Genomic DNA, 25692 nt, shown 5'->3' on the forward strand with positions numbered 1-25692 from the left:
TCAGCCTCCTCCGCTTATTTTCTCCTGCAAATTGTTGATCAGCTGCAACGCTTCAAGCGGCGTCATACGTGAAATCGACGCATCTTTGATGGATTGCAACACTTCTTCGTTCACCGTATCCCGTTCATCAAAAAACGATAATTGTTCTGCCTGCTGCTGTGTTTTGTGGTTATCTGCCTCGAAACTAAGCAATAATTCGCGTGCGCGGCGCAAAATCGCTTCCGGCAAATTGGCGAGTTCCGCCACGTGGACCCCGTAGCTCTTATCGGCCGGCCCGCGTTTCACTTTATGCAAAAAGACGACTTTTCCCGATTGTTCCATTGCCGAGACATGGACATTGCTTAGCTTCGGCAGTGTTTCTTCCAATGCCGTCAACTCGTGGTAATGCGTTGAAAACAAAGTATTGGCGCCAATTTCTTCATGGATGTATTCAATCATCGACTGTGCCAGCGCCATGCCGTCGTAAGTCGATGTGCCGCGCCCTATTTCATCGAACAGCAATAAACTGCGTTCTGTCGCATGGGTGATGGCGTATTGCGATTCCATCATCTCGACCATGAATGTACTTTGGCCCGACACGAGGTCATCCGCTGCGCCGATGCGCGTGAAGATCTGATCGACGATCGGCAATTCCGCAGAAGCTGCTGGGACGTAGCTGCCGATTTGTGCTAAGACGACCGTTAAAGCGACTTGCCGCATATAAGTGCTTTTCCCCGACATGTTCGGGCCAGTAATCAATAGCATATTCCCGTCATCGCCAAGTTCACAGTCGTTCGGTACATAATGCTGTTTGTTAAGCATTTTCTCGACAACCGGATGGCGGCCTTCACGGATCGAAATTTTCCGGCCGTCGTTAAAAGCCGGTTTTGTGAAGCGGTATTTTTCCGCAACTTCGGAAAAACTGATATAAACGTCGAGCGCGCTGACTTTTGAAGCCAATTGCTGGATGCGTGAAATGTATTCCTTCACTTGCTCGCGCACACTGACGAATAATTCGTATTCGAGTGTCAAACTTTTCTCTTCCGCCGTTAAAATCAAGGTTTCTTTTTCTTTCAACTCCGGCGTGATATAGCGCTCAGCGTTGGCCAAGGTCTGTTTTCTTTCGTATCGATCAAGGTCTGCCAAATGCATATTGGCTTTTGAAATCTCAATATAATAGCCGAAAATACGATTATAGCCGATTTTCAAGGACCGGATGCCCGTTTTCGCACGTTCTTTTTGCTCAAGTTCTGCAATCCAGTCCTTGCCGTTTCGAGAAGCGTCCCTGTATTCATCCAATTGCGCGTTGAAGCCGTCACGGATAATGCCGCCTTCTTTCGCCGATAACGGTGGATTATCGCTGATCGCTGCCAGCAACTCGCAAACTTCCGGGCAAGGGTCCAACCCGGCGCTGAATTGCTCGAGCGAGGCGTGGCCTGAATCCGCAAGCTCACGTACGAGTTCTGGAATCTTCTCCAAGGAATTGCGCAGCTGCGCCAAATCCCGCCCGCTCGCGCTGCCGAATGCCACCCGTCCAGATAAACGCTCCAAGTCATACACTTGTTTCAGTAATTGCTGCAATTCCACGCGCACGAAATAACGGTCCATCAAAGCTTCGACCATTTGCTGGCGTGCTTCGATCGCGAAGCGGTCCGCCAAGGGCTGATGCAGCCATTGTTTTAATTTGCGGCTGCCCATGGCCGTGACTGTTTCGTCCAATAGCCATAATAACGTGCCTTTATTATCTCCTCCTCGAATGGATTCGATTAATTCCAGATTGCGTTTTGAGTAATAATCAATTCCCAGGATGCGGGCATTTTCACGGAATGTGAAGGGCTGGATATGGCCGAGCGATTGCTTTTGGGTCGCTGAGATATAGGCAAGCAAGCGTTTGCCGCACATTTCGAGCTCGCTTGGGCATTCGGCGAATAAAGCCGGGTCCGCCGAAAAAGGCGCTTCCATATGCTCCACTGATAAAATTAGCTGCTGGTCTTCTTCTGCTAGTAATAAGCGCAATTGCTCGGAAACGACCAGTTCGCGGATGTGCAGTGCCTGTAGTTCGTTGAGCAATGCTTTTTCATTGCCTGCTATGTAGGTGGCAGTCGATTCGCCCGTTGAAATGTCTAGATACGCAAGGCCGAAACCGCCTGCCACTTCATCGGCCGCCGCAATAAAATTATTCGCTTTGGCGTCGACACTTTTGCCTTCGGTATGGGTACCAGGCGTGATGAGCCGGACCACTTCGCGTTTGACCACACCTTTCGTCGTTTTTGGGTCTTCCACTTGTTCGCATACCGCGACTTTGTGGCCTTTTTGAATCAGCTGGTCAATATAGTTTTTCGCGGAATGATGCGGCACCCCGCACATTGGAATGCGGTCTTCCCCGTTGCCGCCGCGGCTCGTCAATGTGATTTCCAGCAACTGCGACGCTTTGATGGCATCGTCGTAGAACATTTCATAAAAATCGCCCAAACGGAAAAACAGGAAGGCATCCTGATATTCGGATTTCACTTGCAAATATTGTTGGATCATTGGTGTCGGTGCCATTGTCTACCCTCTCTCATTCAATCAATTGTTCGTTTCCCCATTATAACAAACTCGCAGGCAGAAACGAAAAAACTGAAAGAGCTGGGCTCTTTCAGTTTTTATGGATCACTGCGCCTTTTGTTTCGCGCTGTGGATTATGAGCAGCCTCCGCCGCCATCGTTTCTTACTTTGGATCCTGTTTCGCCGCGCAGCAAGTCGCCGCCGGTATCTGTGATGATATTGTTCGTCACTTGATTGGCGATTGCCGTTGAAACCATCTGCAACAGCGAGTTGACATCGCTTTGTGATTGCTTGAATTCCTGAACGATCGGCACAGCGTCGATTTCCTCTTCGATTTTCTGGATTTTCTTCTCGATCAATTCAAGCGCGCGTTCTTTTCCGTAATGCTGGAAATTGACCGCTTGTTTTTGAAGGCTTTTCAAGCTGGCGATTTTTTCGCGGATCTGCTGGTTTTCATTGATTTGCGCTTCCGCACGCTTAAAGAAATCCACTTCTTCTGTTTCGGCGATCATGTCCGCCACTTCACGCGCTTTATCGACGATTTGTTGTTTTGTGTAAGTCATTACCGTAGACACCCATTTCCTGGTCCGGTGCCGGCAACCGGCATCAGACGCTGTATTTTGATTTTCTTTATCTGTCAGAACACTTTCGCTTACGATTGTACAGTGAATCCGCTAAGCTCGACAACAATTTCGTCTCAAGCCAGCCATTCGACGATCTCTACCCATTATACTGAACGAATGAGGCTCGATACAAGCTGTCCGGACAATTGTCGTTAATTCGACACCAGCTTACTTATGCCTGGAAAGGGTAATCTTCGTTGATGTAGATTCTCTCGCAGCTCAAAGCTTTCCCTGTATTGTCGTCAATCTCCGTGAAAAATCCGCTGACGACCGAACGGCCCGATTTAGGCACTTCAAAGCGCGTCGGCATATTCGTCTTGAAACGGTACAAAACGGAATCCTTTTTCATGCCGAGGATTTCGTCGTATGGGCCGGTCATGCCGACATCCGAGATATAGGCTGTACCACCCGGGAGAACACGTGCATCCGCTGTCTGGACATGGGTGTGCGTCCCGACGACAACTGAAGCACGGCCATCCAAATGCCAGCCCATCGCAATCTTCTCGCTTGTCGCCTCCGCATGGAAGTCGACGAAGACCAGTGGCGATACTTGCTTCGCTTCTTCGATCAATTCATCTGCCATCTTGAACGGATCATCATGCGCAGGAAGGAACACGCGGCCGTGTAAATTGATGACCGACAAGGTTTTGCCGTTTTTCGTCACTGTCGCCATGCCGCGGCCAGGTGCCTCTTCTGAAAAATTCGCCGGGCGGATCAAGTAATCCACATCGTCGATAAAATCGAAAATTTCTTTTTGGTCCCACGTATGGTTGCCCATCGTCACCATGTCGACTCCCATAAACAATAAATCCTGGTAGATCGATTTGGTGATGCCACGGCCTGCAGCGGCATTTTCACCGTTCGCAATGACAACATCCGGTGTATATTTGCGCTTCAATCTCGGTAAATACGATTCCAATGCCTCTCTTCCGATCGACCCAACAATATCCCCAATAAATAAAATTTTCATGCAATCACCTTTCTCCATAAGAAAAAGGCTTCTTTGAATGGATATTCAACGAGGCCTTTTTCGTTTTTATTTTGCGTATTCAACGGCACGTGTTTCGCGGATGACCGTCACTTTGATATGTCCTGGATAATCCAGTTCTTCCTCGATGCGCTTGCGGATGTCGCGCGCAAGGCGGTGAGCTGTCATATCGTCGATCTGCTCCGGACGAACCATGATCCGGATTTCGCGGCCTGCTTGGATGGCGAACGATTTCTCGACGCCTTCGTAAGACTCTGAAATCTCTTCCAGCTTTTCAAGCCGGCGGATGTAGTTCTCGAGCGTTTCGCTTCTGGCACCTGGGCGTGCAGCGGATAGTGCATCCGCTGCTGCGACGATGACCGAAATGACCGACGTCGCTTCCGTGTCCCCGTGGTGGGAGGCGATGCTGTTGATGACGACTGGATGTTCCTTGTATTTCGTTCCGAGCTCGACACCGATTTCCACGTGGCTGCCTTCGACTTCGTGGTCGATGGCTTTGCCGATATCGTGGAGTAGACCGGCACGTCTTGCAAGTGTCACATCTTCTCCAAGCTCTGCTGCCATGAGGCCTGACAAGAACGCCACTTCCATTGAGTGTTTCAGGACATTCTGGCCATAGCTTGTGCGGTAGCGGAGTCGACCGAGTATTTTAATCAAGTCTGGATGCAAGTTATGTACACCTACGTCAAATGTGGTTTGTTCCCCAATTTCACGAATTTGTTCATCGACTTCACGTCTTGACTTTTCAACCATTTCCTCGATTCTCGCTGGATGGATGCGCCCGTCCGACACCAATTTCTCAAGTGCCAGACGTGCTGTTTCGCGGCGGATCGGGTCAAATCCAGAAAGAATGACCGCTTCCGGCGTATCATCGATGATTAAATCGATGCCCGTCAAGGTTTCAAGCGTGCGGATATTGCGTCCTTCACGCCCAATGATGCGGCCTTTCATCTCATCGTTCGGCAAGTTGACCACGGAAACAGTCGTTTCCGCTACATGGTCTGCAGCAAAGCGCTGCATCGCGAGCGACAAGATGTTCTTCGCTTTTTTGTCCGATTCTTCTTTGGCACGGGCTTCCGATTCCTTGACCATAACTGCGATGTCTGTCGACAATTCATTTTCCACTTGCTCGAGAATGATGCTTTTCGCTTCCTCGCGTGTCAAAGATGAAATCCGTTCCATTTCGGTTTGTTGCTGCTGAACCAACTCTTCAGCTTTGCTCTCCATCTGTTCAATATGCTGTTGTTTTTCGGCAAGCGCCTGATCTTTGCGTTCAAGTCCGGCCTCGCGTTTGTTTAATGCATCATCCTTGCGATCCAAATTTTCTTCTCTTTGCAACAACCGATTTTCGTGTTTCTGCATTTCCGATCGGCGTTCGCGAATTTCAGATTCAGCTTCAGTACGCAATTTATGATTTTCGTCTTTCGCTTCCAACAAGGCTTCTTTTTTCAGCGCCTCTGCTTCCCGTTTTGCATCTTCGACGACTTGCTCTGCGGAATGTTTGGCGCCTGCCATTTTGGAATCGTTTGCCTTTTTCAATGCAAAATACCCAACAACTACACCGACGATGATACCAAGCAAAGCGAAGATGAACTCAGTAATACCCATTCGGACACCTCCTCTTGCTATTGATTTTTACATTTTCAAAGGATGAATCAATAACTCTTTGTCTTTCATCAATCGTTTAAAAATTAGTAAATAATACAATTTTAATTGTATAGATGGACCTATGCCCTGTCAACCCTGCCAAGCCGGCGCCGCTTGCTTGTAAAAAGACTGCGAAGCAAATGCTTCGCAGTCTTTACGGCAAGCCTCTATAAAGTTTCAGACGGAGCCTATTCCTCTTCGTCGACAAGCAAGTTAAAGTCTTCTGCTTCTTTCTTGTCATCTTTAGGGACGGACACTGAATAGGAAGCAGCTGTCATGCCGTAATGTTCACGGACTTTTCCTGCGATTTCGTTGCGGATGTCTTCATGCTCTCGCATGAATTGCTTGGCGTTTTCACGGCCTTGCCCGACACGTTCGTTGTTGTAGGAGTACCATGAGCCGCTCTTTTGGACGATATCCAAATCAGCCGCCAGGTCAACGATCTCACCTTCACGCGAGATCCCCTGTCCATACATGATGTCCACTTCCGCTGTGCGGAACGGCGGAGCTACTTTGTTTTTGACGACTTTGATCTTCGTCCGGTTACCGATGATGTCGTTGCCGGATTTCAAAGCTTCGGCACGGCGTACTTCGAGGCGTACGGATGAATAGAATTTCAACGCGCGTCCGCCAGGAGTGACTTCCGGGTTACCAAACATAACGCCGACTTTTTCTCGGATTTGGTTGATGAATACAGCAATGGTGTTCGATTTGTTGATAGCACCCGACAGTTTACGGAGAGCCTGTGACATGAGACGGGCTTGTAGGCCGACGTGTGAGTCGCCCATTTCGCCTTCGATTTCCGCTTTCGGCACAAGTGCCGCTACGGAGTCAATGACGACGATATCTACAGCACCGCTTCGTACGAGCGCTTCTGCGATTTCCAGTGCCTGCTCGCCTGTATCCGGCTGAGACAGCAATAGTTCATCCAAATTGACGCCAAGCGCTTTTGCATATACTGGGTCAAGGGCGTGCTCCGCATCGATAAATGCAGCCGTCCCGCCTGAAGCCTGTACTTCTGCAATCGCGTGAAGGGAAACCGTTGTCTTACCGGAACTTTCCGGCCCGTAGATCTCGATAACGCGCCCACGCGGATAGCCGCCTATGCCGAGTGCGATGTCAAGAGACAACGAACCACTTGAGACTGTTGAGACATTATGGCCTGTGCTTTCACCCAATTTCATGACAGACCCTTTACCGAATTGCTTTTCTATTTGTTTTAGTGCCATATCCAGCGCTGCTTTACGATCGCTCAAAAGAAATCCTCCTCTTATGTGAAAACCAATTTTCTAACTGATTTCAGTATACTAGTTTATTGAGAAATTTACAAGAAAAAAGCGAACGTTTATTCGTGTTCGTATAAATGTTTTCCGAATTTGATCGCCGCTATCCTATCATTCCCCCAAAATGGGCGTGAAAAAACACGCAAAATTAAATTTTGCGTGCATCTTCATCTGCTAGTGTTCGTATCAAGTAGTACAAGGCCAGTTTCACGGCACGGATGCGGTTTGTATTCCTCATCCCGGATAACTGAAGGCGATGGGCCGTGGTTCCTTCAGCGCTCGCAATGCCGATCCATACCGTGCCGGCTGGTTCCTCGCCGTGTGCATCGGGCCCAGCCGCCCCGGTTAAACTGACGCTGATATCGGTATTGAACTTCTCCCGGACAGCCGAAGCCATCGCTGTAGCCGTTTCTTCACTGACGACAGAATGCTCTTCGAAAAATTTCTGTGTCATGCCGAGCTGCTGGATTTTCATTTGTTCGGTATAGGTGACGACGCCGCCATTCAAGACAGCACTCGCCCCTGCGACAGAAGCGAGCTCGGACTGGAACAGGCCAGCCGTCAAACTTTCTGCCGCCGAAACCGTTTTGCCTTGCTGTTTCAATAAATCGATGGCTTTCGATGCCAAAGAATCATCATCATAGCCGTACAAATAATCGCCGACACGCTCCATGATTTCTTCTTTTGCGCCGTCGATCAATTTCCAGGCTTCATCCGTGGTATCCGTTTTTGCCGTGATGCGCAGCGTGACTTCACCGGCGGATGCCAGCGGAGCAATTGTGGGGTTGGTCTGTTTGTCCAAGATATCCTGCAGGCGGTCTTCAAGTTCCGCTTCCCCGATGCCGTAAAAACGCAAGACATGCGACAGGATAATATTTTCTTCATTGAGCATGCGCACCAATTTCGGTTTCGCCTCAAACTGGAACATCGGCTCCAATTCATGTGGCGGCCCAGGCAGCAGCATATACATATGATCGCCGTTTTGATACATCATTCCCGGCGCCATGCCGTTCTCGTTGAACAGCACCTCGCTGCCTTCAAGTACGAGCGCCTGCTTTTTATTGTTGTCGGTCATCGGGCGGCCAGCACGTTCAAAGTAGGCAGCGATTGACACCATGGCTTCTTCGTCCATTGCCAAAGTCGTGCCTAGATGATTGGCGATGGTCTGCTTGGTCAAATCGTCTTTCGTCGGCCCGAGCCCTCCAGAGAAGATGATCAGGTCTGCACGGGATTCCGCGACAGCGATCGTTTCTTTCAGGCGCTCCGGGTTGTCGCCTACTACCGTATGGTAATAGACATTAATCCCGATTTCAGCGAGATGCCCCGAAATGAAACGGGCATTCGTATTGGTGATCTGGCCGAGCAGGAGCTCCGAGCCAACTGCGATAATTTCAGCGTTCATAGCGGTCTTCCTTTCATGTGGCGCTTATTTGGACGTCATAAGCCCTTTGCGGTTGGCATAGAAATAATCCCATCCAGACCATACCGTAAACAGCAAAGCGATATAAAGCATGATCTCGCCGAACGGAATGCCGACCAAGGCGAAGAGCATATTGTACAGCAAGAGCGAAATGATCGCGAAAAGTTGTGTGACGGTCTTGATTTTGCCCAAGTTGCCGGCTGCCACGACTTCCCCTTCGCCTGCCAGCACCAAGCGCAAGCCAGTGACGGCGAATTCGCGGCTGATGATGACGATAACGACCCACGCCGGCGCAAAGCCTAGCTCGACCAAGATGATCAATGCCGCAGAGACGAGGAGTTTATCGGCAAGGGGATCCAAGAACTTGCCGAAGGTCGTGACTAAATTGTATTTGCGCGCGTAATAGCCGTCGACCCAGTCGGTGGCGGAGGCAAAAATGAAGATCAATGCGCCGATAAAGTGCGCGACCGGTAGCGTTGCCCCTAAAAGCGTCATCTCTCCCCAGCCGAAATCGATGAGCATGAAAGCCATGAAAATCGGGATGAGCAAGATTCGTGAAATTGTGATTTGGTTTGGAATATTCATTTGTTTTTCTCCTTTCAATCCTTGCAGAAAAATAGCCATCGGGTGATGGCTACTCAGCATCATCAAAACGGATGATGATGTTTTGCGGTTTACGTTCTTGTTCATACGGCACTGTTTCACCGTTCAGTTCAATGGAAAGCATCGCGTAATCCCCAACCCGCATGAAAACGTCCGTTTCCTCAGAGACATCAATAGCTTCTGTTTCTCCAGCCTCGAACACGCGAGCGAGGCTTAATAGTTCAGCTCCGTCATCATTTAAAACGGTCAGCCAGGATTCACCGTTTGCGGTAAATTCAAGCTGTTTATCAGCCGGGCCAGTGAACGTATAAGTCGTCGTTTCACCCGATACGCTCTCAAGTTCCAATTGGGCTTGTGGCTCTTCGGGTTCGGGTTGTTCTTCCGGTTCATCAGCGGGCGCTTGTTCTTCCTCGGCCGCTTCCGGCTGTTCTTCCGCTTGTTCAGCCGGCTCCTCGTATTCCACATCGCCGCCTTCTTGTTCCTGTTGGATATCGTTCCCCGATGTGCTGAGCAGATAGAAATACCAAATAACCAATAATATAAAAACGATAAATAATGCCACCAACACTTTCGGCATTGATTCTGCGACGGGGCCAGAGCTGCGTTTTTTCTTCTCGGGCCTGCGCGTTAAATGCTCAGCAGGAGCGGCATCTGGGGCATCTTCAGGCAACTCGCTTTTGTGCTCACTTAACAGGGCATCGCCGTCCATACCGACGGCTTGTGCATAGCGCTTGATAAATGCACGCACATAAAAGCTGCCAGGGATAGCCGAATAATCTCCTGTTTCGATGCCTTCCAAATGATGCTTTTGGATTTTTGTCCGCTCATTGAGCTGTTCTAAGCTTAAGCCTTGTTCGAGCCTTGCCTGTTTCAGCTTCGTGCCCAATTGTCCCATCGTCATCACCTGCCTGGTTAAAAATTGAAACCGTCGCCGAACATATCCATTTGGTCTTTATTGTCCATAAACGTGTTTTTCTCCAATACTTCATACGTGATCTTTTCTTCCGGATGATGGCGCAATTCGATAATATAATCGAAATCGTCGATGCTGTACTCGGAATGCTCCACGAACTTATCGGGATGCTCAACCACTTTGATGGTTGGCATGCGCATCATCTCCCGTACGAGCTGAAGATGGCGTTCATCGGCTGAGCGCCTTGTGACGATGCCGTCCAAGATGAAAATATTATTGTCGTTGTGTTCATCGCCCATCAATTGGTTGCGGACGGTTTGCTTGATCATCGTAGACGACAGGAAAATCCATTTCTTGTTGGCACTGACGCTTGCCGCGACGATTGACTCGGTCTTGCCGACACGCGGCATGCCCCGCAGTCCGACCAGCTTATGGCCTTCCTGTTTGAAGATTTCCGCCATGAAATCGACGAGCAGCCCGAGTTCATCCCGCACAAAGCGGAAAGTTTTGCGGTCGTCTGCGTCGCGTTGGATATAACGGCCATGCCGCACCGCGAGAATATCCCGCAATTTCGGTTCGCGGAATTTCGTCACAGCGATCGTTTCAATCGTCGATAAAATCTGTTCGAAGCGTTCAATCTGAACATCATGCTCTGCACGCAACAGCATGCCGCGGCGTCCCTGGTCCACACCGTTGATGGTAACGATATTGACACGCAGCATGCCGAGAAGCGATGCGATGTCCCCGAGCAGGCCCGGGCGGTTGACTTGGATTTCATACTCAAAATACCATTCTTTCATGCTTCACTCTCCCTTCCCAGATATGTCTTATCCTATGGTCCATTGCCTTTATGATAGCCTACATCAACAATGAAGAAAAGCTTGCGTACACTAAATGAGCCAGCCGCCGTTCACACGAATCGTCTGCCCGGTAATATAATCCGCTTTGCCGCTGGCTAAAAACGCCACCGCGTGGGCGATATCTTCAGGAGACCCTGCCCCGAGCGGAATCTCTTCTTCGAGCGCCAGCCAGTCTTCATCTGTCAATCCGGCATTCATTTTCGTGCGGATCAATCCGGGCGATACCGCATTGACACGTGTGCCGGACGGCGCCATCTCTTTGGCATAAGCCTTCGTGAATGCGAGTTGTGCGCCTTTCACGGCTGAATATGCCGTTTCCATTGAAGCGCCGGTTTCACCCCAGATCGATGCAATGAAAATGACATAGGATTTGGCATGCCTCTTGAAATAAGGAGACAATAGCCGCACCGTCTCGATTGGATTCTTTACATGGACACGCCATAAAGCGTCCTGCTCGGCGCTGCTGGTGTCCTGCAACAGTCCTGACAGCGCATGGCCGTTCGCACAAACGATGCACGAACAGTCGAATACTTGGTTTGCGACTTGCTGGGCGCCGCCGTCATTCGTGAAATCGCCCTGTACCGAAATGAACTCCTGCTTTGGGTAATGCGCGCTGAGCTCCTCCGCAAATGCTTCAAGGGCGTTCGAATGATAATGAAGATAAAGCGACCAGCCCTCGTCCGCCATCTGTCTGGCAATAGCTCCGCCGATGTCTCCCGATGCCCCCAGAATCAGAGCGAATTGCTTCACGCCTGTTCCTTCTCCGGTGATTTGATCGTAAAGACCGATTGCTGGCTTTCTGCACTGACTAAAGCGAATGCGTTTTGCAAATCGGCCACTTCGATCTGTTCAAGCACCGGCACGACATCGAAAAGGTTCATGCCGTTGAACGCATATTGCGTAAATTGGTTGGCAATATATTCCGGTGAATTCAACGCGCGCATGAAAAAGCCGATTTTCTTGCGGCGCACGCGGTCCAGGTCTTCCTGACCGAACGGCCATTTTTCCACTGCCTGATGGATCGCTTTCTTAACCTCTTCTGCAAACTTTTCAGGATAGTTCGTATCCGTCCCGATCAGTGCATAGCCGAATCCGCTTTCCAACGAATAATCGAATGAATACGATTCATCGATCCAGCCGTTCTCGTAAGCTTCATGGTAGAAGTTCGAAGTTCTGCCAAACAATAACTCGTACGCGAGCTGCGCGGATAATTCATGCTTGAGCATTTCCGGCCCGTGCAGATCAAGCCGCTCCGGTTTGACGCCGACAAAGACTTTCGGTTTTTGGACTGCCATTTCTAATGTCCGTTCTTTGACCGCCGCTTCCTTCGGCTCTTGCGGGAAAATGCGCTCGATCGGTGCCGGCGCATCGAATGTTTTCGCCGCCTGGTTGTCTTTGACGAATTGCATCATGCTGTCGGGCTCGACGTTTCCGACGATGAACAAAGCCATATTCGACGGGTGGTAGAACGTATGGTAGCACGTATACAGATGCTCTGCTGTAATGTGCTGAATCGACTCGACGGTGCCCGCAATATCAATTTTCACCGGATGGTTCTTGTAAAGATTTTCGATCATGCCGAAATACAAACGCCAATCGGGCTGGTCGTCATACATGGTGATTTCCTGTGCAATGATGCCTTTTTCCTTTTCTACCGTCTGTTCAGTGAAGTACGGGCTTTGGACAAAATCCAGCAGGGTGGTGACATTTTCCTGGATGCGCCCTGTCGCGGAAAAGAGATAGGCCGTCCGCGTGAACGAAGTGAACGCATTGGCAGAAGCGCCATTTTTGCTGAACTCCTGAAAAATGTCGCCTTCTTCTTTTTCGAACATTTTATGCTCGAGAAAGTGGGCAATGCCATCCGGCACTTGAATCGCTTCTTTTTCACCGAGCGGTACGAAATGGTTATCGATCGAGCCATATTTCGTCGTGAACGTCGCATAGGTTTTCGAAAACCCGCGTTTCGGCAGGATGTAAACCGTCAAGCCGTTAGGCAATTGTTCGTGATAAAGTGTTTCTTCCAGTTGGTTGAATTCCATTTTATTCATCTTTTGCTTCCTCCTTGCCAGACAAGAAATACGTCATTTGCAAACTCATATTGTTTGCTGCCTGCGCAATCTGCTCTTTTGTTACGCTTTCCCATCTTTCAATCAAATAGGCAGGTTCAAAGTCTTCCGAAAGCTCCATGTATTGATCGTAAATATCGATTTGGCCTCTTGCCGAATCGAGCGCTTCTTTTAATTGGTTGGTGAGCAGGGCTTTCGTCTGATCCAATTCGGTATCGGTAATATGCCCTTGCTTGATTTCATCCAATTGGCCAAGAATCAGCGAAACTGCTTTTTCTTCCAACTTGCGGTCAATCCCGGCAAGAACAAACATCAAGCCGAACTGCGAAGCGTAGGAACTCGAAACGTAATACGCCATGCTTTCCTTCTCACGGATATTGGCGAACAATTTTGAATGCGCGTATCCGCCAAAAATGCCGTTCATCAATTGCATGACCGGGAAATCCTCGTCGCGGAATGTGACCGGTGTGAAGAACATCATATGCAATTTCCCTTGTTTCATGTCCTCGAATTCAAGCACCCGGGACTGCTCAGGCGGCTGCAATTGGCTTTCTGTTTTTTCAGGAAGCTCCTTGCGGTCGGCAAAGTGGAAATAATCGCGGATATGGGAAGTAATCAATTCCGGTGAAACGTCTCCCACCACGTAAATCTCCACTTCATTATTTTCCAGCATACGGTGGTATGCAGCGACAAGCGACTCATTGGTCACTTGCTTGACTTGTTCGATTGAACCGTTCGAAGTGATCGACGCAGGATGGCCGGGAAGCCCGAGTTCCATCATGCGCTGCTGGGCGTAGCGGGTTTTATCGTCAAATACCGATTCGATACGCTGAACGATGGATTCCTGTTCCCGCTTGAAAATGCTCTCCTTGAACAGCTCATTCTCGAAATTCGGCTTGAACAGGACGATATACATCAAATTCATCACTTTCTCAAGAACGCCTTCATCCGATAGATATTGGTCATTAACGGTTTCGACATTCAAATTGAGGATATGGTCGTCTCCGCGTTTGGTGGAATCTATGTATAAGGAGGTTCCGTATAAATCATCGAGCACCATGCGCAGTGCTGTATGGGATGGATACATTTCGTTGCTGTGCTGCAAGACATTTGCCAGAATCGCGCGTTCGGAAGCATTTTTCACGGTAAGACGGTCCTTGAAGCGGATCGAAAAATTAATCGTTTTGAATTGCGTCGTTTGGTGTACGTGAACATGGACGCCTTGTGCAATCTTATTGGTTTCAAACATGTTGGATCCCCTCTCGTAATTCTTACACTAACTATACCGGACTTTTTCCTTTAAATGCAATGAAACCGGAGGAAACCACTGGAAAAAAGCAGGCGGATTTCAAGCGATTCCTCGATTATGCGAATTCCTTGCAACATCTCAGCCTCCAGCACGCTATTTAATGAAGGTTTTTCCAACCGCCATACCCGCTGCTTGATTTTTTCCATAAAAAAAACTGGCGGGGAACTCCCCGCCAGTTTTCAGTCCGCTGATATGCGGCATCTGTTTAACGCTGTCCTTTAATATACGGTTTCCCGTTCGCTTTCGGAGCATTGGCGCGGCCGATGAAGCCAGCCAGCGCGAAGATCGTCAAGACATACGGCAAAATCAACAGGAAGACGTTCGGAATTTCTTGGATATACGGAATCGAAGAACCGACAATGCTCAAGGATTGCGCGAAGCCAAAGAATAAAGCCGCGCCCATAGCACCAAGCGGATGCCATTTTCCGAAGATCATTGCAGCAAGCGCCATAAAGCCTTGGCCGTTGATCGTCGCATGGCCGAAGTCTCCAGTAATCGTCTGCGCATAGATCGCGCCGCCGATTCCAGCGAGTGCGCCGGAAATCATGACTGCTACATAGCGCATTCTTGCGACGTTGATCCCCATTGTATCAGCTGCCATCGGATGCTCGCCGACTGCGCGCAAACGCAAGCCGAACGGCGTCTTGTAGATGACGAACCATGCCAGGATCGCCACACCGATCGCAAAGAATGAGGTATTGTAAACCGATGTGAAGAATAATGGGCCGATGACAGGAATTTCAGATAACACCGGAACGTTATAACGTGCAAAACGTTCGGTGATGAAATCCGTCTGGCCTTTATCGAAAATGCTTTTCACCAAGTACAGTGCCAGTGCAATCGCCAATAAATTGATGGCAACCCCTGAAACGACTTGGTCCGCGCGGAATGAAATCGATGCAACGGCGTGAAGCAGCGACAACAGCATCGCGGCAACCATCGCGGCGATCAATGCCAGCCAAGGCGTCATTCCGCCGAAAGTATCGGCGAACAGCAAGTTGAACAAAATCCCGACAAATGCGCCGATGACCATCAAGCCCTCTAAGCCGATGTTGACAACGCCGGAACGTTCAGAGAACACGCCGCCGATTGCAACAAGAATAAGCGGTGCTGCATAAAAAATTGCCGAAGGGACGATGAAGTATAGGATTTCCAAAAAGCTCATATCACTTCGCCTCCTTCTTTTTGCCGGCCGCTCGGAGCAGCAGCAAACGAATGATATAGCCAGATGCTACGAAGAAAATGATTACGGCGATGACAATTTCAACAATCTCGATCGGAATGCCTGCAGCATTCGGCATATTGAGAGCGCCGTATTTCAAGGAACCGAATAACGTAGCCCCGAAAATGACACCAAGCGGCGTATTCATTCCGAGAAGCGCGACGGCGATGCCGTCAAAGCCGATTCCGGTGAAACCACCTTTTGACGAAACGTACTCAAACGTCCCAAGTGCTTCCATCGCACCCGCAAGACCGGCAAATGCGCCGGAAATGACCATCGCCATGACGATGTTTTTGTTAACGTTCATCCCTGCATATTCAGAAGCATGCTGGTTGAAACCGACCGCTTTCAGCTCGAAGCCGAGCGTCGTCTTCTCCAGGATGAACCACATGACGGCGACCATGATCAGCGCCAGCAATAAGCCCAAGTGCAACCGGGAAAATTCTGTCAAGTTCTCCAGAAATTCAGAACGAAGGGAAGCACTGGCGAAAATCCGCTCCGTGCGGTCTCCTCCTTCGGATACCGTTCGGATTAAGGCATTGGTAACATGAAGTGCAATATAGTTCATCATGATTGTGACAATAACTTCGTGTACGCGGAACTTGGCTTTCAATAGCCCCGGAACAAAGCCCCATAATGCACCTGCTACAGCCGCTGCCAAAATCGCTAGCGGCAAATGGATAATTTTCGGCAGTTCAACCGCTACGCCCACATAAGCTGCGGCGAACCAGCCGACGATCAATTGCCCTTCGACCCCGATATTGAAGAGCCCTGAGCGGAAAGCGAATGCAACGGCTAAACCAGCCAATAGATAAGGTGTAATTTGGCGAAGCGTTTCGCCGATTGTGTAAAGGTCCCCAAAAATACCGTTCCATAATGCAGCATAGCCTTCGATCGGGCTATAGCCGCTGACGAGCATGATGATCGCCCCAACGATCAGGCCAAGCACGACGGAAACGATCGGGACCAGCAAGTTTGTCGCTCTATTCGACACGGTGCTTCCCGCCTTTCTTGTCTTTGTCCGCATGTCCTGCCATGAGAAGACCCAGTTGTTGTTCAGTCGTTTCTTCAGGAATGACCACATCGACGATTTCACCGTCGTGAATAACGGCGATCCGGTCGGAGACATTCATGACTTCATCCAGTTCGAAAGAAATCAATAGAACCGCTTTGCCGTTATCGCGCTGTTCGATCAAACGGCTATGGATAAATTCGATAGCCCCTACATCCAAACCGCGCGTCGGAAGTGCGGCAATGAGCAGATCCGGATTGCGGTCGACTTCACGGCCAATGATCGCTTTTTGCTGGTTGCCCCCAGACAAAGCGCGGGCCGGTTCATGTGGCCCTTGCGTCCGGACATCGAAATCCTTGATGATTTGCTGGGCTTTTTCTGTAATCTTGTTATAGTCCATGATGCCGGACTTCGAGATCGGCGCTGTATAGTAAGTTTGCAATGCAATATTGTGGCCGATCGGGAAATCAAGTACCAAGCCGTGCTTATGGCGATCTTGCGGGATATGGCCGACGCCGGATTCCGTCACTTTGCGCGGTTTCATCCCGGTAACGTCTTTGCCGTGGATTATAACTTTCCCGCTCTTGACTTTTCTAAGCCCGGTAATTGCTTCGATCAATTCGGACTGCCCGTTGCCGTCGATTCCCGCAATTCCGACAATTTCACCTTTACGAACGGTCAAATTCAAGTTTTTCACCTTGGCGATGCCGCGGTAGTCCTCGACAACGAGATCTTTGACAGACAAGATCTCTTCCGTTGGGCTTGCCGGCCCTTTTTCGGTCTTGAATGTAACTTGGCGACCGACCATTAAGGCTGCCAAATCATTCGGGTTGGTTTCCGATGTCGTCACCGTCCCGATGCCTTGACCTTTACGTATTACAGTCACACGGTCTGAAACATCCATGATTTCTTTTAATTTGTGGGTGATCAAAATGATCGACTTGCCTTCTGCAATTAAACGCTTCATAATCTGGATCAATTCCGTGATCTCCTGAGGCGTCAGTGAAGCTGTCGGCTCATCGAATATCAAAATTTCTGCGCCGCGGTAAAGTGTTTTCAAAATTTCCACGCGCTGCTGCATGCCGACTGAAATGTCTTCGATGATGGCATATGGATCGACATTCAAGCCATATTGCTCAGATAATTTCGCCACTTTTTGTGCGGCATCTTTTTTGTTGGTGACGCCCATTTTAGTCGGCTCGCTGCCGAGTATAATGTTTTCGGTGACACTGAAATTCTCGACCAGCATAAAGTGTTGGTGCACCATGCCGATTCCGAGATCGTTCGCTACGTTCGGGTTGGAAATATCCACTTTCTTCCCTCTGACCCGGATTTCGCCGCCTTCCGGTTGATACAATCCAAACAAGACGTTCATCAAGGTGGATTTTCCTGCCCCGTTTTCACCGAGCAGTGCATGAATTTCCCCTTTTTCAAGCTGCAAGGTGATATTGTCGTTGGCGACAAAGTTCCCGAACTCTTTGCGGATATTCAGCATTTCAATAACATATTCCACGGTTTTCACTCCCTCGGAGACTGGTTGTTTCTTAATGTAATGAATTAATACATGAAAGGCTTCTTTTAGCAGAAACCTTTCATCTATTAATCTTTCGAAAAATAGACGAAAAAAAATCATAAAGACCGGATACCCGGTCTTTATGATGACCGTATTTGACTACAGCTTATTCAGAGACTGTTTCAGGAACTTCGATTTCTCCTGAAATTACTTTCTCTTTGTACTCTTCAATCTGGCTCATGACATCTTCTGGAATCGCGCCGCGTGAATCCGCAAGGGCTACTCCATCGTCAGACAAACCATAAGTAACCGTTTCCCCACCTGGGAATTCGCCGTTCATCGCTTGTTCAGAAATGTTGATAACCGCTGTATCTACGCGTTTTAAAACTGAAGTCAATGTAACGTTTACATCGCCAGCTTGTCCTTCTTCGTATTGGTCAGCATCAACGCCGATAACCCATACTTTTTCATCAGGGTTAGCTTCGATGCGCTCTTTTGCTTCAGTGAATACACCGTTACCCGTTCCGCCTGCAGCGTGGAAAATGATATCTGCCCCAGCACTGTACATGCGGTTAGCAGTTGTTTTACCCAATTCTGCTTTATCAAAAGCACCTGTATATTGAACATCGACTTCGATTGAATCATCAACAGCTTTTACCCCTTCAAGGAAGCCGGATTCAAAGCGTTCGATAACTGGGATCTCCATGCCGCCGACAAAACCGATTTTATCGGTTTCTGTCATTAATGCTGCAGCAACCCCTGCAAGGAATGCCCCTTCTTGCTCTTTGAACAAGACACTTGCAACATTCGGAGCATCAACTACCGCATCGATGATGGCGATTTGTGCATCCGGCTGCTGTTCAGCGATTTCTTTGACAGCGCCTTCCATCAAGAAGCCAATCCCGAAGACCACATCGAAATCACGGCGGATCAAGTTATTCAAGTTGGTGTTGTAATCAGCGTCAGAAGCAGACTGAAGGTAATCGAACCCGCCGTCGCCTTTTTCAAGGCCATTTTCTTCACCGAATTGCTGAACGCCTTCCCAGGCAGATTGGTTGAAGGATTTGTCATCGACGCCTCCGACATCCGTAACCATCGCTACAGAGAAATCGCTTGCTTCTTCAGTGCCTTCTCCGCCTTCAGCAGAGTCGCCGCCGTTCGAAGTATCTTCTTCGCTGCCGCATGCTGCAAGAACTCCAGCCGCCAGCATTAATGATAAGCCTACGCCAAATTTACGTTTAATCAATGTGATAACCCCCAAGGTTTTTTTGATAATAGCAGGAATCAGATGTTTACAGACGTTTGCGAACTACGTGGAAGCTGAACTTGTCAGCACGGAAGTAGTTCTTGGAATATAGCACCAAGCGATCGTTTTCATCATAATGATGCTGTTTTAAGACAAGTAATGCAGTTTCCGGGTCGCATTCGAGAATCGGCGACGCTTCTTCGTGATACCCTGTCGGGTCGATGAAGGTGACCGCATAGGAAATGCGGATATCGCCGGATTCTTCAAGCGCCGAGAAAATGGAGCTTTCTTTGCGTCCGAGAAAACCTTCGGGCATGTAGACGGAAGGCACTTTGTCGATGCAATAGACGACAGGCTCCCCGTTTGCCGTTCGGACGCGTTCAATGGAAATGACAGTATCATCCGGATTGCAATGAAAGCGGTTAACATCTTCTTCAGAACAAATGGACTCCGAAGTGCTCAGGTAGACCACTCCGGGTTCCATTCCCGCCTGCCGGATCATATCGGAGACGCTTGTCAATTCCTCGATGCCCGATGAAAATACCGGTTTCGAATTGACAAACGTCCCGACACCGTGGCGCCTGACGATTACATTATCTTCTTCCAGGAGCCGCAGCGCCTCGCGTAGAGTCGCACGGCTCACTCCAAGTGATTTCGATAATTCGAACTCGGATGGCAATTTCTCTTTCTCTTTATAGACACCCGAAGCAATATCCTGCTTCATTCGATCGATCACTTGGAGATACAATGCACGGTGATCCGATTTGATTGTCATACGATTCACCACCCATGACAGAGATCAGACATCTGATGTAAAACATTCCTACTAATCAGAATTACTATACCATTTAATAGAAATGAAATAAATAGCAATTTGTCGAATTCTGCGAATTTTCCTCCACAAGCTTTCTCAAATACTAAACATTTTGTCACAAATCAGCTATTGACCAATCAGTATTCTTCCTGCTTAGGAACCAGTACATGGCGCGGCTTACTGCCTTCATATGGTCCGACGACCCCGCGCTGCTCCATTTGGTCTATGATTCGGGCGGCACGGGAATAGCCAACACGGAACCTGCGCTGCAGCATCGATACGGATGCCGTCTGCATTTCTGTGACCAATTGCACCGCTTCCTCATAAAGTTCGTCTGTTTCCTGGTCGATGCTTACTTCTTCCACATCTGATGGGATCATGTCTTCCTGGTATTGCGCTTTTTGCTGTTCGATTGAAAAGTCGACGATTTTTTCTACTTCAGTATCTGACAGGAACGCCCCTTGCACGCGCACCGGTTTTGATTGTCCGGCACCGAGGAACAGCATATCGCCACGGCCGAGCAATTTCTCTGCCCCGCCCATGTCGAGAATGGTGCGTGAGTCGATTGCGGATGACACCGCAAATGCGATGCGCGACGGGATGTTCGCCTTGATAACGCCGGTGATGACATTTACGCTCGGGCGCTGTGTGGCGATGATCAAATGGATGCCGGCAGCACGCGCCATTTGCGCAAGCCGCGTGATGGCATCTTCCACTTCGTTGGACGCGACCATCATCAAATCCGCCAATTCATCGACGATGACAACAATAAACGGCAGCTTCGGATGCTTTTCTTCGTTTTCTGCGTTGAATGTGTCGACATAATCGTTATAGCCTTCGATATTGCGTGTACCGGTATGGGAAAACAGCTCATAGCGCCGCTCCATTTCCGAGACGATTTTCTTTAATGCTTGTGCCGCTTTGCGTGGGTCTGTCACTACTGGTGCGAGTAGATGAGGAATGCCATTGTAGACATTCAGTTCGACCATTTTCGGGTCAATCATCATCATCTTCACTTCATGTGGCTTGGCGCGCATGATGATGCTCGTGATAATGCCGTTGATGCATACCGATTTCCCGCTGCCTGTAGAACCTGCCACGAGCAGATGGGGCATTTTATTGAGTTCGGTCATGACCGCTTGGCCCGTGACGTCGCGGCCGAGACCGAACAATAATTTCGAGTCGGGACGGTTGTTTTCTTCCGATTCTAGTACTTCCCGAAGGCTCACGACTGCGACTTCGGTATTCGGCACTTCAATGCCGATCGCCGATTTTCCAGGAATCGGTGCTTCAATGCGGATATCGCGAGCGGCAAGCGCCAATGCCAAATCGTCGTGAAGGCTGACGATTTTGCTGACTTTCACGCCGACATCCGGCAGCACTTCATATTTCGTCACGGCAGGCCCCAAATGGACTTGCGTCACTTTTGCGCGAACACCGAAGCTTTGGAAGGTTTTCTCGAGTTTTTTGGCGTTTTTTTGGATGCCTGAATATTCACCGCTTTGGTCGCTATGCGGCGGCAAGGTCAATAGATCGATCGGCGGCAAGGCATAATCTTCGTTTTCCGCTTCTTCTTTCATCGACATGACCGGCTCTTTCAAGATCTCTCCCGTTTCTGGGTCAACATGCCTGATTTCTTCGGAAGCCTCGGTTTTCGGTTTTTCCTTCTCTGCCTCCTGGCGCTTCGGCTTGACCTTTTCTGTAAATGCCGAAATGATCGGCTCTTTTTCCTCTTCCGGCTCACGCTCAGTCTCTTTATCAAAGACCAGCGTCGTCTCTGTCTCTGTCTCTGTTTCTTCCAGCGCATCGTCATAAGCCAATTGCTCATTCATTTCCAATACCTTTTCAGGGGCATTTTTTCTGCGCGGCTGCTTTTTCGCCGGTTTGCGTTCCGGCTTGAAGCGTTCTGCGAGTGACCGCATCGCTTCGCCGACGACCGGCAAGCGCTCTGCAATGACTGGCGCAGCCGTTTTGCCAGTTAAGATGATCGCCCCGATCGACAATAGGATGATGGCGATGACCCATGTGCCGGCTGTCGCAAATAGCACGTGAAGCAGCGCATACAGCACGGCGCCGAAAAACCCGCCGCCGGTCGCTTCGTAATTCCCCCAGATTGTGCCGGTCATTTGCGTCATTTTCGACGTTTCCGACAAGACATTTGCAGAAGTGATCGGCAAGATCGAACCTGCTGCCCAGATCAAATGGCTGATCAATAAAGCGCCAGCAAGGAGAAATATAGAGCCGGCTGCAATTTTCGCGCGGATTTTCGGCAAGCTACGTTTGACCATGATGTGAAGTGCGGCTGCGATCAATGCCAGTGGTGCGAGAAAGGCCAAATAACCGAGCAGATACTCAGCCATATTGTTGAACATGCGGCCGATCAAGCCGAGCCTAAAGACCATTAAGATCGCGATCCCGATCATGATGAGGCCAGTGACTTCATAGGCGATCATCGGAACCGGTTGGCGTTTTTTCTTCGCTTTCGCTTTCGGCTTCGGTTTCGTGCGCGGCTTAGTACGCGGCTTGGTGGTGGTGGTGGTTTTTTTGTTTGTGCGGCTTGGCGCCATCGGATTCCCTCTTTTCTTACGTAATGAAAAAGGATTCCTGCCGACAGAATCGGTATGGAATCCCTTTACTTGTATTCTTAGTATTCCATGATGATCGGAATGATCATCGGACGCCGCTTCGTCTGCTGGTACAGATACGAGTTGAGCGTATCGCGAATTTCCTGTTTGATGTTGTTCCATTCGAATGCATCACGCGTCACATATTTATCGACGACTTTGCGTACCAATTGGCTCGACTCATCGAGCAATTGCTCCGATTCGCGGACATAGACAAAGCCTCTGGAAATGATTTCAGGCCCTGAAGCGATGCGTTTTTCTTTGCGGTTCAAGGTAACAACGATGATAAAGATCCCATCCTGCGACAAAAGCTTGCGGTCACGGAGGACGATGTTGCCGACATCCCCGATGCCGATTCCATCGATCAAGACATTGCCTGTCGTGACACGGCCGCTCATGCGGACTTTTTCTTTTCTGTATTCGACGATATCGCCTTTATCGGCAATAAAGATATCCGATTTTGCGATGCCGACTTGCTGTGCGAGTTTTGAGTGGGCGATGAGCATTTTGTATTCCCCTTGGATCGGGACAAAATACTTCGGCTTCATCAAGTTCAGCATCATCTTCAAGTCTTCCTGGCTGCCGTGGCCGGAAACGTGGACTTTCTTGTTCGATGTCAGCACTTTCGCGCCGGCTTTTGCCAATTTGTTCATTGTCTGGAACATCGGCACTTCCATGCCCGGCGACGGCGTAAAGGTGATCAATACCGTATCCGTCTCATTGATGCGCACATCTTTATGCTGGCGTCTGACCATTTTGTCAAGCGCTTCAAGCGGTTCACCCTGGTTGCCGGTCACGATGATGACAACTTCATCGTCATTGTATTTCTCCAAGTCTTTCAAGGAAATAACCGTATCTTCATCGACTTCTAAATAGCCAAGGCGCAAGCCGACTTCATAGCTCTTCTCGAGGCTTTTACCAATCACGGCGACTTTCTTGCCGGTTTGATGCGCGATGTCGAACACTTGCTGGATACGGATAAAGTTGGATGAATAAAGTGATACGAGAATACGTCCAGGCGCCTGATGGAATGCCGTCAGGATATGATCAGCAACGACCGTCTCAGATGTCGTATAGCCCGGGCGTTCGGCTTCGGTGGAATCTGACAACAGCATCAAGACGCCGTCTTCGCCGAGCTTCGCCATTTTGGCATAATCCGGGCGGTAGCTGCCTTGCATTGACTGGTCGAATTTAAATTCACCGGTATGAACGATGGCGCCTTCCGATGTATGGAAGACAATGCCGAGTGCATCTGGAATGCTATGTGTCGTATGGAAAAAGGTGACGTGTGTCTTGTCGAAATTCATGCGGCTCTTATTCGTGACTTCAAAGAATTTATGGTGCTTGAGCGAGCCGAGCTCTTTTACATGCTCTTTGGCAAGCGCGATAGTCAGCTTCGAACCGTACACCGGTGCTTGGACTTTCTTCAATAGATAAGCAATCGATCCGATCGCATCTTCATGGCCGTGCGTCAGGAAGATCCCTTTGACACGGTCTTTGTTTTCTTCGAGATAGGTGACATCCGGAATGACGATATCGACGCCGAGCATCTCATCTTCCGGGAACATCAATCCGCTGTCGACGACGAACAGGTCATCGTCGATATCGATGACGTACATCGCTTTCCCGATCTCTCCTACTCCGCCAAGCGGAATGACTCTTATGACTTCATTTTTAATTTTACTCAATTGATTTCCTCCTAAAAATATTTCACCCGTACAGATCCATAGACTTCATTATACGGTAATCACCGGTAACAGTCCAAAGAAAAAATATCTGCAGCCATTTGCCCCACGTGCCTGCCGAAAAAAATCCTTTTGCTAAACAAAAAAAAGCCATCCGCACGCACAAGGAAGACACAACTTCCAAGCGGCACCGGATGGCCAGAGATTTTACATGCGTCAGCCAATCAGATGGTGGGCCAACAATTTACAGCAATTGTTCTTCGATGAGCGCTTCAGCGATTTGAACTGAGTTCAATGCCGCGCCTTTGATCAAATTATCGGAGACGACCCATAAATGATAGCCATTCGGGTTGTCGAGGTCTTTGCGGATACGGCCGACGAACACCTCGTCTTTCCCTGCTGCCATCAAAGGCATCGGGTATTCCTGATTGGCGGGATTGTCTTGCAGCACAACGCCTGGCGCGCCGCTCAGCGCCTCTCTCACTTGCTCGATGGACGGCGTGCCGCCCAGTTCCACATAGACGGATTCGGAGTGGCCAGTTACGACCGGCAAGCGCACACAAGTCGCCGCTACTGCCAAGCCTTGGTCGCTCATAATTTTCTTCGTTTCGTTGATCATTTTCATTTCTTCCAAGGTATAGCCGTTGTCAGCGAATTGGTCGATTTGCGGGACTGCATTGAAGGCAATCGGGTAATGGCGCTCAGCTGACTTCACAGGCAAAACTTTCGCTTCTGCGGTTGCTGCGTTATCGAAATCCGCTGATTGTTCTTTCAACTCATTGATCGCATCGATGCCAGCGCCCGAAACCGCTTGGTAAGTGGAAACAATGATTTTCTGCAAGCCGAATTGCTCTTTTAGCGGCTGCAATGCGCATACCATTTGGATCGTCGAGCAATTCGGGTTGGCGATCACGCCGGAATGGCCTTTTAGCGCCGATTTATTCACTTCAGGAACCACGAGCGGTACATCTGCGTCCATGCGGAATGCGCTCGTATTGTCGACCACGACAGCGCCTCGCTTCACGGCTTCAGGGGCAAATTTCTCGGAGATGCTGCCGCCTGCGCTGAACAAAGCGATATCTACACCCTCAAATGATTCAGGCACCGCTTCTTCCACTGTATAGGATTGTCCGTTGAATTCGATTTCCTTGCCGGCAGAGCGGGCAGAAGACAGGAATTTGATGTCCCCGACAGGGAAATTGCGCTTCTCCAACTGGTCTTTCATTTGCTGACCGACGGCACCAGTTGCGCCCATGATCGCTACATTATAGGTTTTCACTCGACTCTCTCCTTCATGGCTAATTTGCGTTATTGTAACATAATTTATCGCATCAGCGC

The 25692-nt window shown here is 49.4% G+C and carries 20 protein-coding genes; all 20 read right to left on the reverse strand.

Translation table 11 applies throughout. From position 1 onward, the window contains the following. The 20 genes from mutS to G3255_RS10540 all read right to left on the reverse strand — a co-directional run bounded on the left by mutS (position 1) and on the right by G3255_RS10540 (position 25609). Positions 1 to 2526 carry a DNA mismatch repair protein MutS gene (gene mutS / locus G3255_RS10445; protein ID WP_211654410.1) on the reverse strand — a complete coding sequence of 842 codons (2526 nt, stop codon included), beginning with the start codon at positions 2524 to 2526 and terminating at the stop codon, positions 1 to 3. Positions 2527 to 2660: 134 nt separating this feature from the next. Continuing rightward, the gene (locus G3255_RS10450) at positions 2661 to 3089 is read right to left on the reverse strand and encodes a YlbF/YmcA family competence regulator (RefSeq protein WP_211654411.1); all 429 of its coding nucleotides are present in this window, start codon (positions 3087 to 3089) and stop codon (positions 2661 to 2663) included. Positions 3090 to 3321: 232 nt separating this feature from the next. Next, positions 3322 to 4119: a TIGR00282 family metallophosphoesterase gene (locus G3255_RS10455; RefSeq protein ID WP_211654412.1), complete on the reverse strand. Its 798-nt coding sequence runs from the start codon at positions 4117 to 4119 to the stop codon at positions 3322 to 3324. A gap of 66 nt (positions 4120 to 4185) precedes the next feature. After that, positions 4186 to 5745 carry a ribonuclease Y gene (rny, locus tag G3255_RS10460; protein ID WP_211654413.1) on the reverse strand — a complete coding sequence of 520 codons (1560 nt, stop codon included), beginning with the start codon at positions 5743 to 5745 and terminating at the stop codon, positions 4186 to 4188. 227 nt (positions 5746 to 5972) lie between these two features. Further along, positions 5973 to 7040 carry a recombinase RecA gene (gene recA, locus G3255_RS10465; protein WP_211654414.1) on the reverse strand — a complete coding sequence of 356 codons (1068 nt, stop codon included), beginning with the start codon at positions 7038 to 7040 and terminating at the stop codon, positions 5973 to 5975. Between the two features lie 175 nt (positions 7041 to 7215). Beyond that, positions 7216 to 8469 carry a competence/damage-inducible protein A gene (locus G3255_RS10470; RefSeq protein ID WP_211654415.1) on the reverse strand — a complete coding sequence of 418 codons (1254 nt, stop codon included), beginning with the start codon at positions 8467 to 8469 and terminating at the stop codon, positions 7216 to 7218. A 24-nt stretch (positions 8470 to 8493) separates the two neighbouring features. Further along, positions 8494 to 9072: a CDP-diacylglycerol--glycerol-3-phosphate 3-phosphatidyltransferase gene (gene pgsA, locus G3255_RS10475; protein ID WP_211654416.1), complete on the reverse strand. Its 579-nt coding sequence runs from the start codon at positions 9070 to 9072 to the stop codon at positions 8494 to 8496. Positions 9073 to 9121: 49 nt separating this feature from the next. Next, entirely contained in the window at positions 9122 to 9985 is an 864-nt protein-coding gene (locus tag G3255_RS10480) for a helix-turn-helix domain-containing protein (RefSeq protein ID WP_211654417.1), read from the reverse strand. Positions 9986 to 10002: 17 nt separating this feature from the next. Next, the gene (locus G3255_RS10485; protein ID WP_058380490.1) at positions 10003 to 10803 is read right to left on the reverse strand and encodes a YmfK family protein; all 801 of its coding nucleotides are present in this window, start codon (positions 10801 to 10803) and stop codon (positions 10003 to 10005) included. 90 nt (positions 10804 to 10893) lie between these two features. Continuing rightward, complete coding sequence (ymfI, locus tag G3255_RS10490; protein ID WP_211654418.1) at positions 10894 to 11613, reverse strand: elongation factor P 5-aminopentanone reductase; 720 nt, start codon at positions 11611 to 11613, stop codon at positions 10894 to 10896. Continuing rightward, the gene (gene yfmH, locus G3255_RS10495) at positions 11610 to 12911 is read right to left on the reverse strand and encodes an EF-P 5-aminopentanol modification-associated protein YfmH (protein ID WP_211654419.1); all 1302 of its coding nucleotides are present in this window, start codon (positions 12909 to 12911) and stop codon (positions 11610 to 11612) included. The genes ymfI and yfmH overlap by 4 nt, the downstream gene beginning before the upstream one ends. Then, positions 12904 to 14178, reverse strand: coding sequence for an EF-P 5-aminopentanol modification-associated protein YfmF (gene yfmF, locus G3255_RS10500; RefSeq protein WP_211654420.1), 1275 nt, complete (start codon positions 14176 to 14178; stop codon positions 12904 to 12906). The genes yfmH and yfmF overlap by 8 nt, the downstream gene beginning before the upstream one ends. 265 nt (positions 14179 to 14443) lie before the next feature. Continuing rightward, on the reverse strand, positions 14444 to 15403 hold the full coding sequence (locus G3255_RS10505; protein WP_211654421.1) for an ABC transporter permease: 960 nt from the start codon (positions 15401 to 15403) through the stop codon (positions 14444 to 14446). A 1-nt stretch (position 15404) separates the two neighbouring features. Next, positions 15405 to 16454 carry an ABC transporter permease gene (locus G3255_RS10510; RefSeq protein ID WP_211654422.1) on the reverse strand — a complete coding sequence of 350 codons (1050 nt, stop codon included), beginning with the start codon at positions 16452 to 16454 and terminating at the stop codon, positions 15405 to 15407. Further along, on the reverse strand, positions 16444 to 17985 hold the full coding sequence (locus G3255_RS10515; RefSeq protein WP_211654423.1) for an ABC transporter ATP-binding protein: 1542 nt from the start codon (positions 17983 to 17985) through the stop codon (positions 16444 to 16446). The genes G3255_RS10510 and G3255_RS10515 overlap by 11 nt, the downstream gene beginning before the upstream one ends. A 166-nt stretch (positions 17986 to 18151) precedes the next feature. Beyond that, positions 18152 to 19231: a BMP family lipoprotein gene (locus G3255_RS10520; protein ID WP_211654424.1), complete on the reverse strand. Its 1080-nt coding sequence runs from the start codon at positions 19229 to 19231 to the stop codon at positions 18152 to 18154. Positions 19232 to 19277: 46 nt separating this feature from the next. After that, entirely contained in the window at positions 19278 to 20006 is a 729-nt protein-coding gene (locus G3255_RS10525; protein ID WP_058380482.1) for a GntR family transcriptional regulator, read from the reverse strand. Positions 20007 to 20182: 176 nt separating this feature from the next. Next, positions 20183 to 22612, reverse strand: coding sequence for an FtsK/SpoIIIE family DNA translocase (locus tag G3255_RS10530; RefSeq protein WP_211654425.1), 2430 nt, complete (start codon positions 22610 to 22612; stop codon positions 20183 to 20185). A gap of 77 nt (positions 22613 to 22689) precedes the next feature. After that, positions 22690 to 24357, reverse strand: coding sequence for a ribonuclease J (locus G3255_RS10535; RefSeq protein ID WP_101805104.1), 1668 nt, complete (start codon positions 24355 to 24357; stop codon positions 22690 to 22692). Between the two features lie 241 nt (positions 24358 to 24598). Then, positions 24599 to 25609, reverse strand: coding sequence for an aspartate-semialdehyde dehydrogenase (locus G3255_RS10540; protein WP_249222290.1), 1011 nt, complete (start codon positions 25607 to 25609; stop codon positions 24599 to 24601). Positions 25610 to 25692 lie beyond the last annotated feature (83 nt).

The sequence above is a fragment of the Planococcus sp. MSAK28401 genome (assembly GCF_018283455.1).
Classification (GTDB): Bacteria; Bacillota; Bacilli; order Bacillales_A; family Planococcaceae; genus Planococcus; species Planococcus alpniumensis.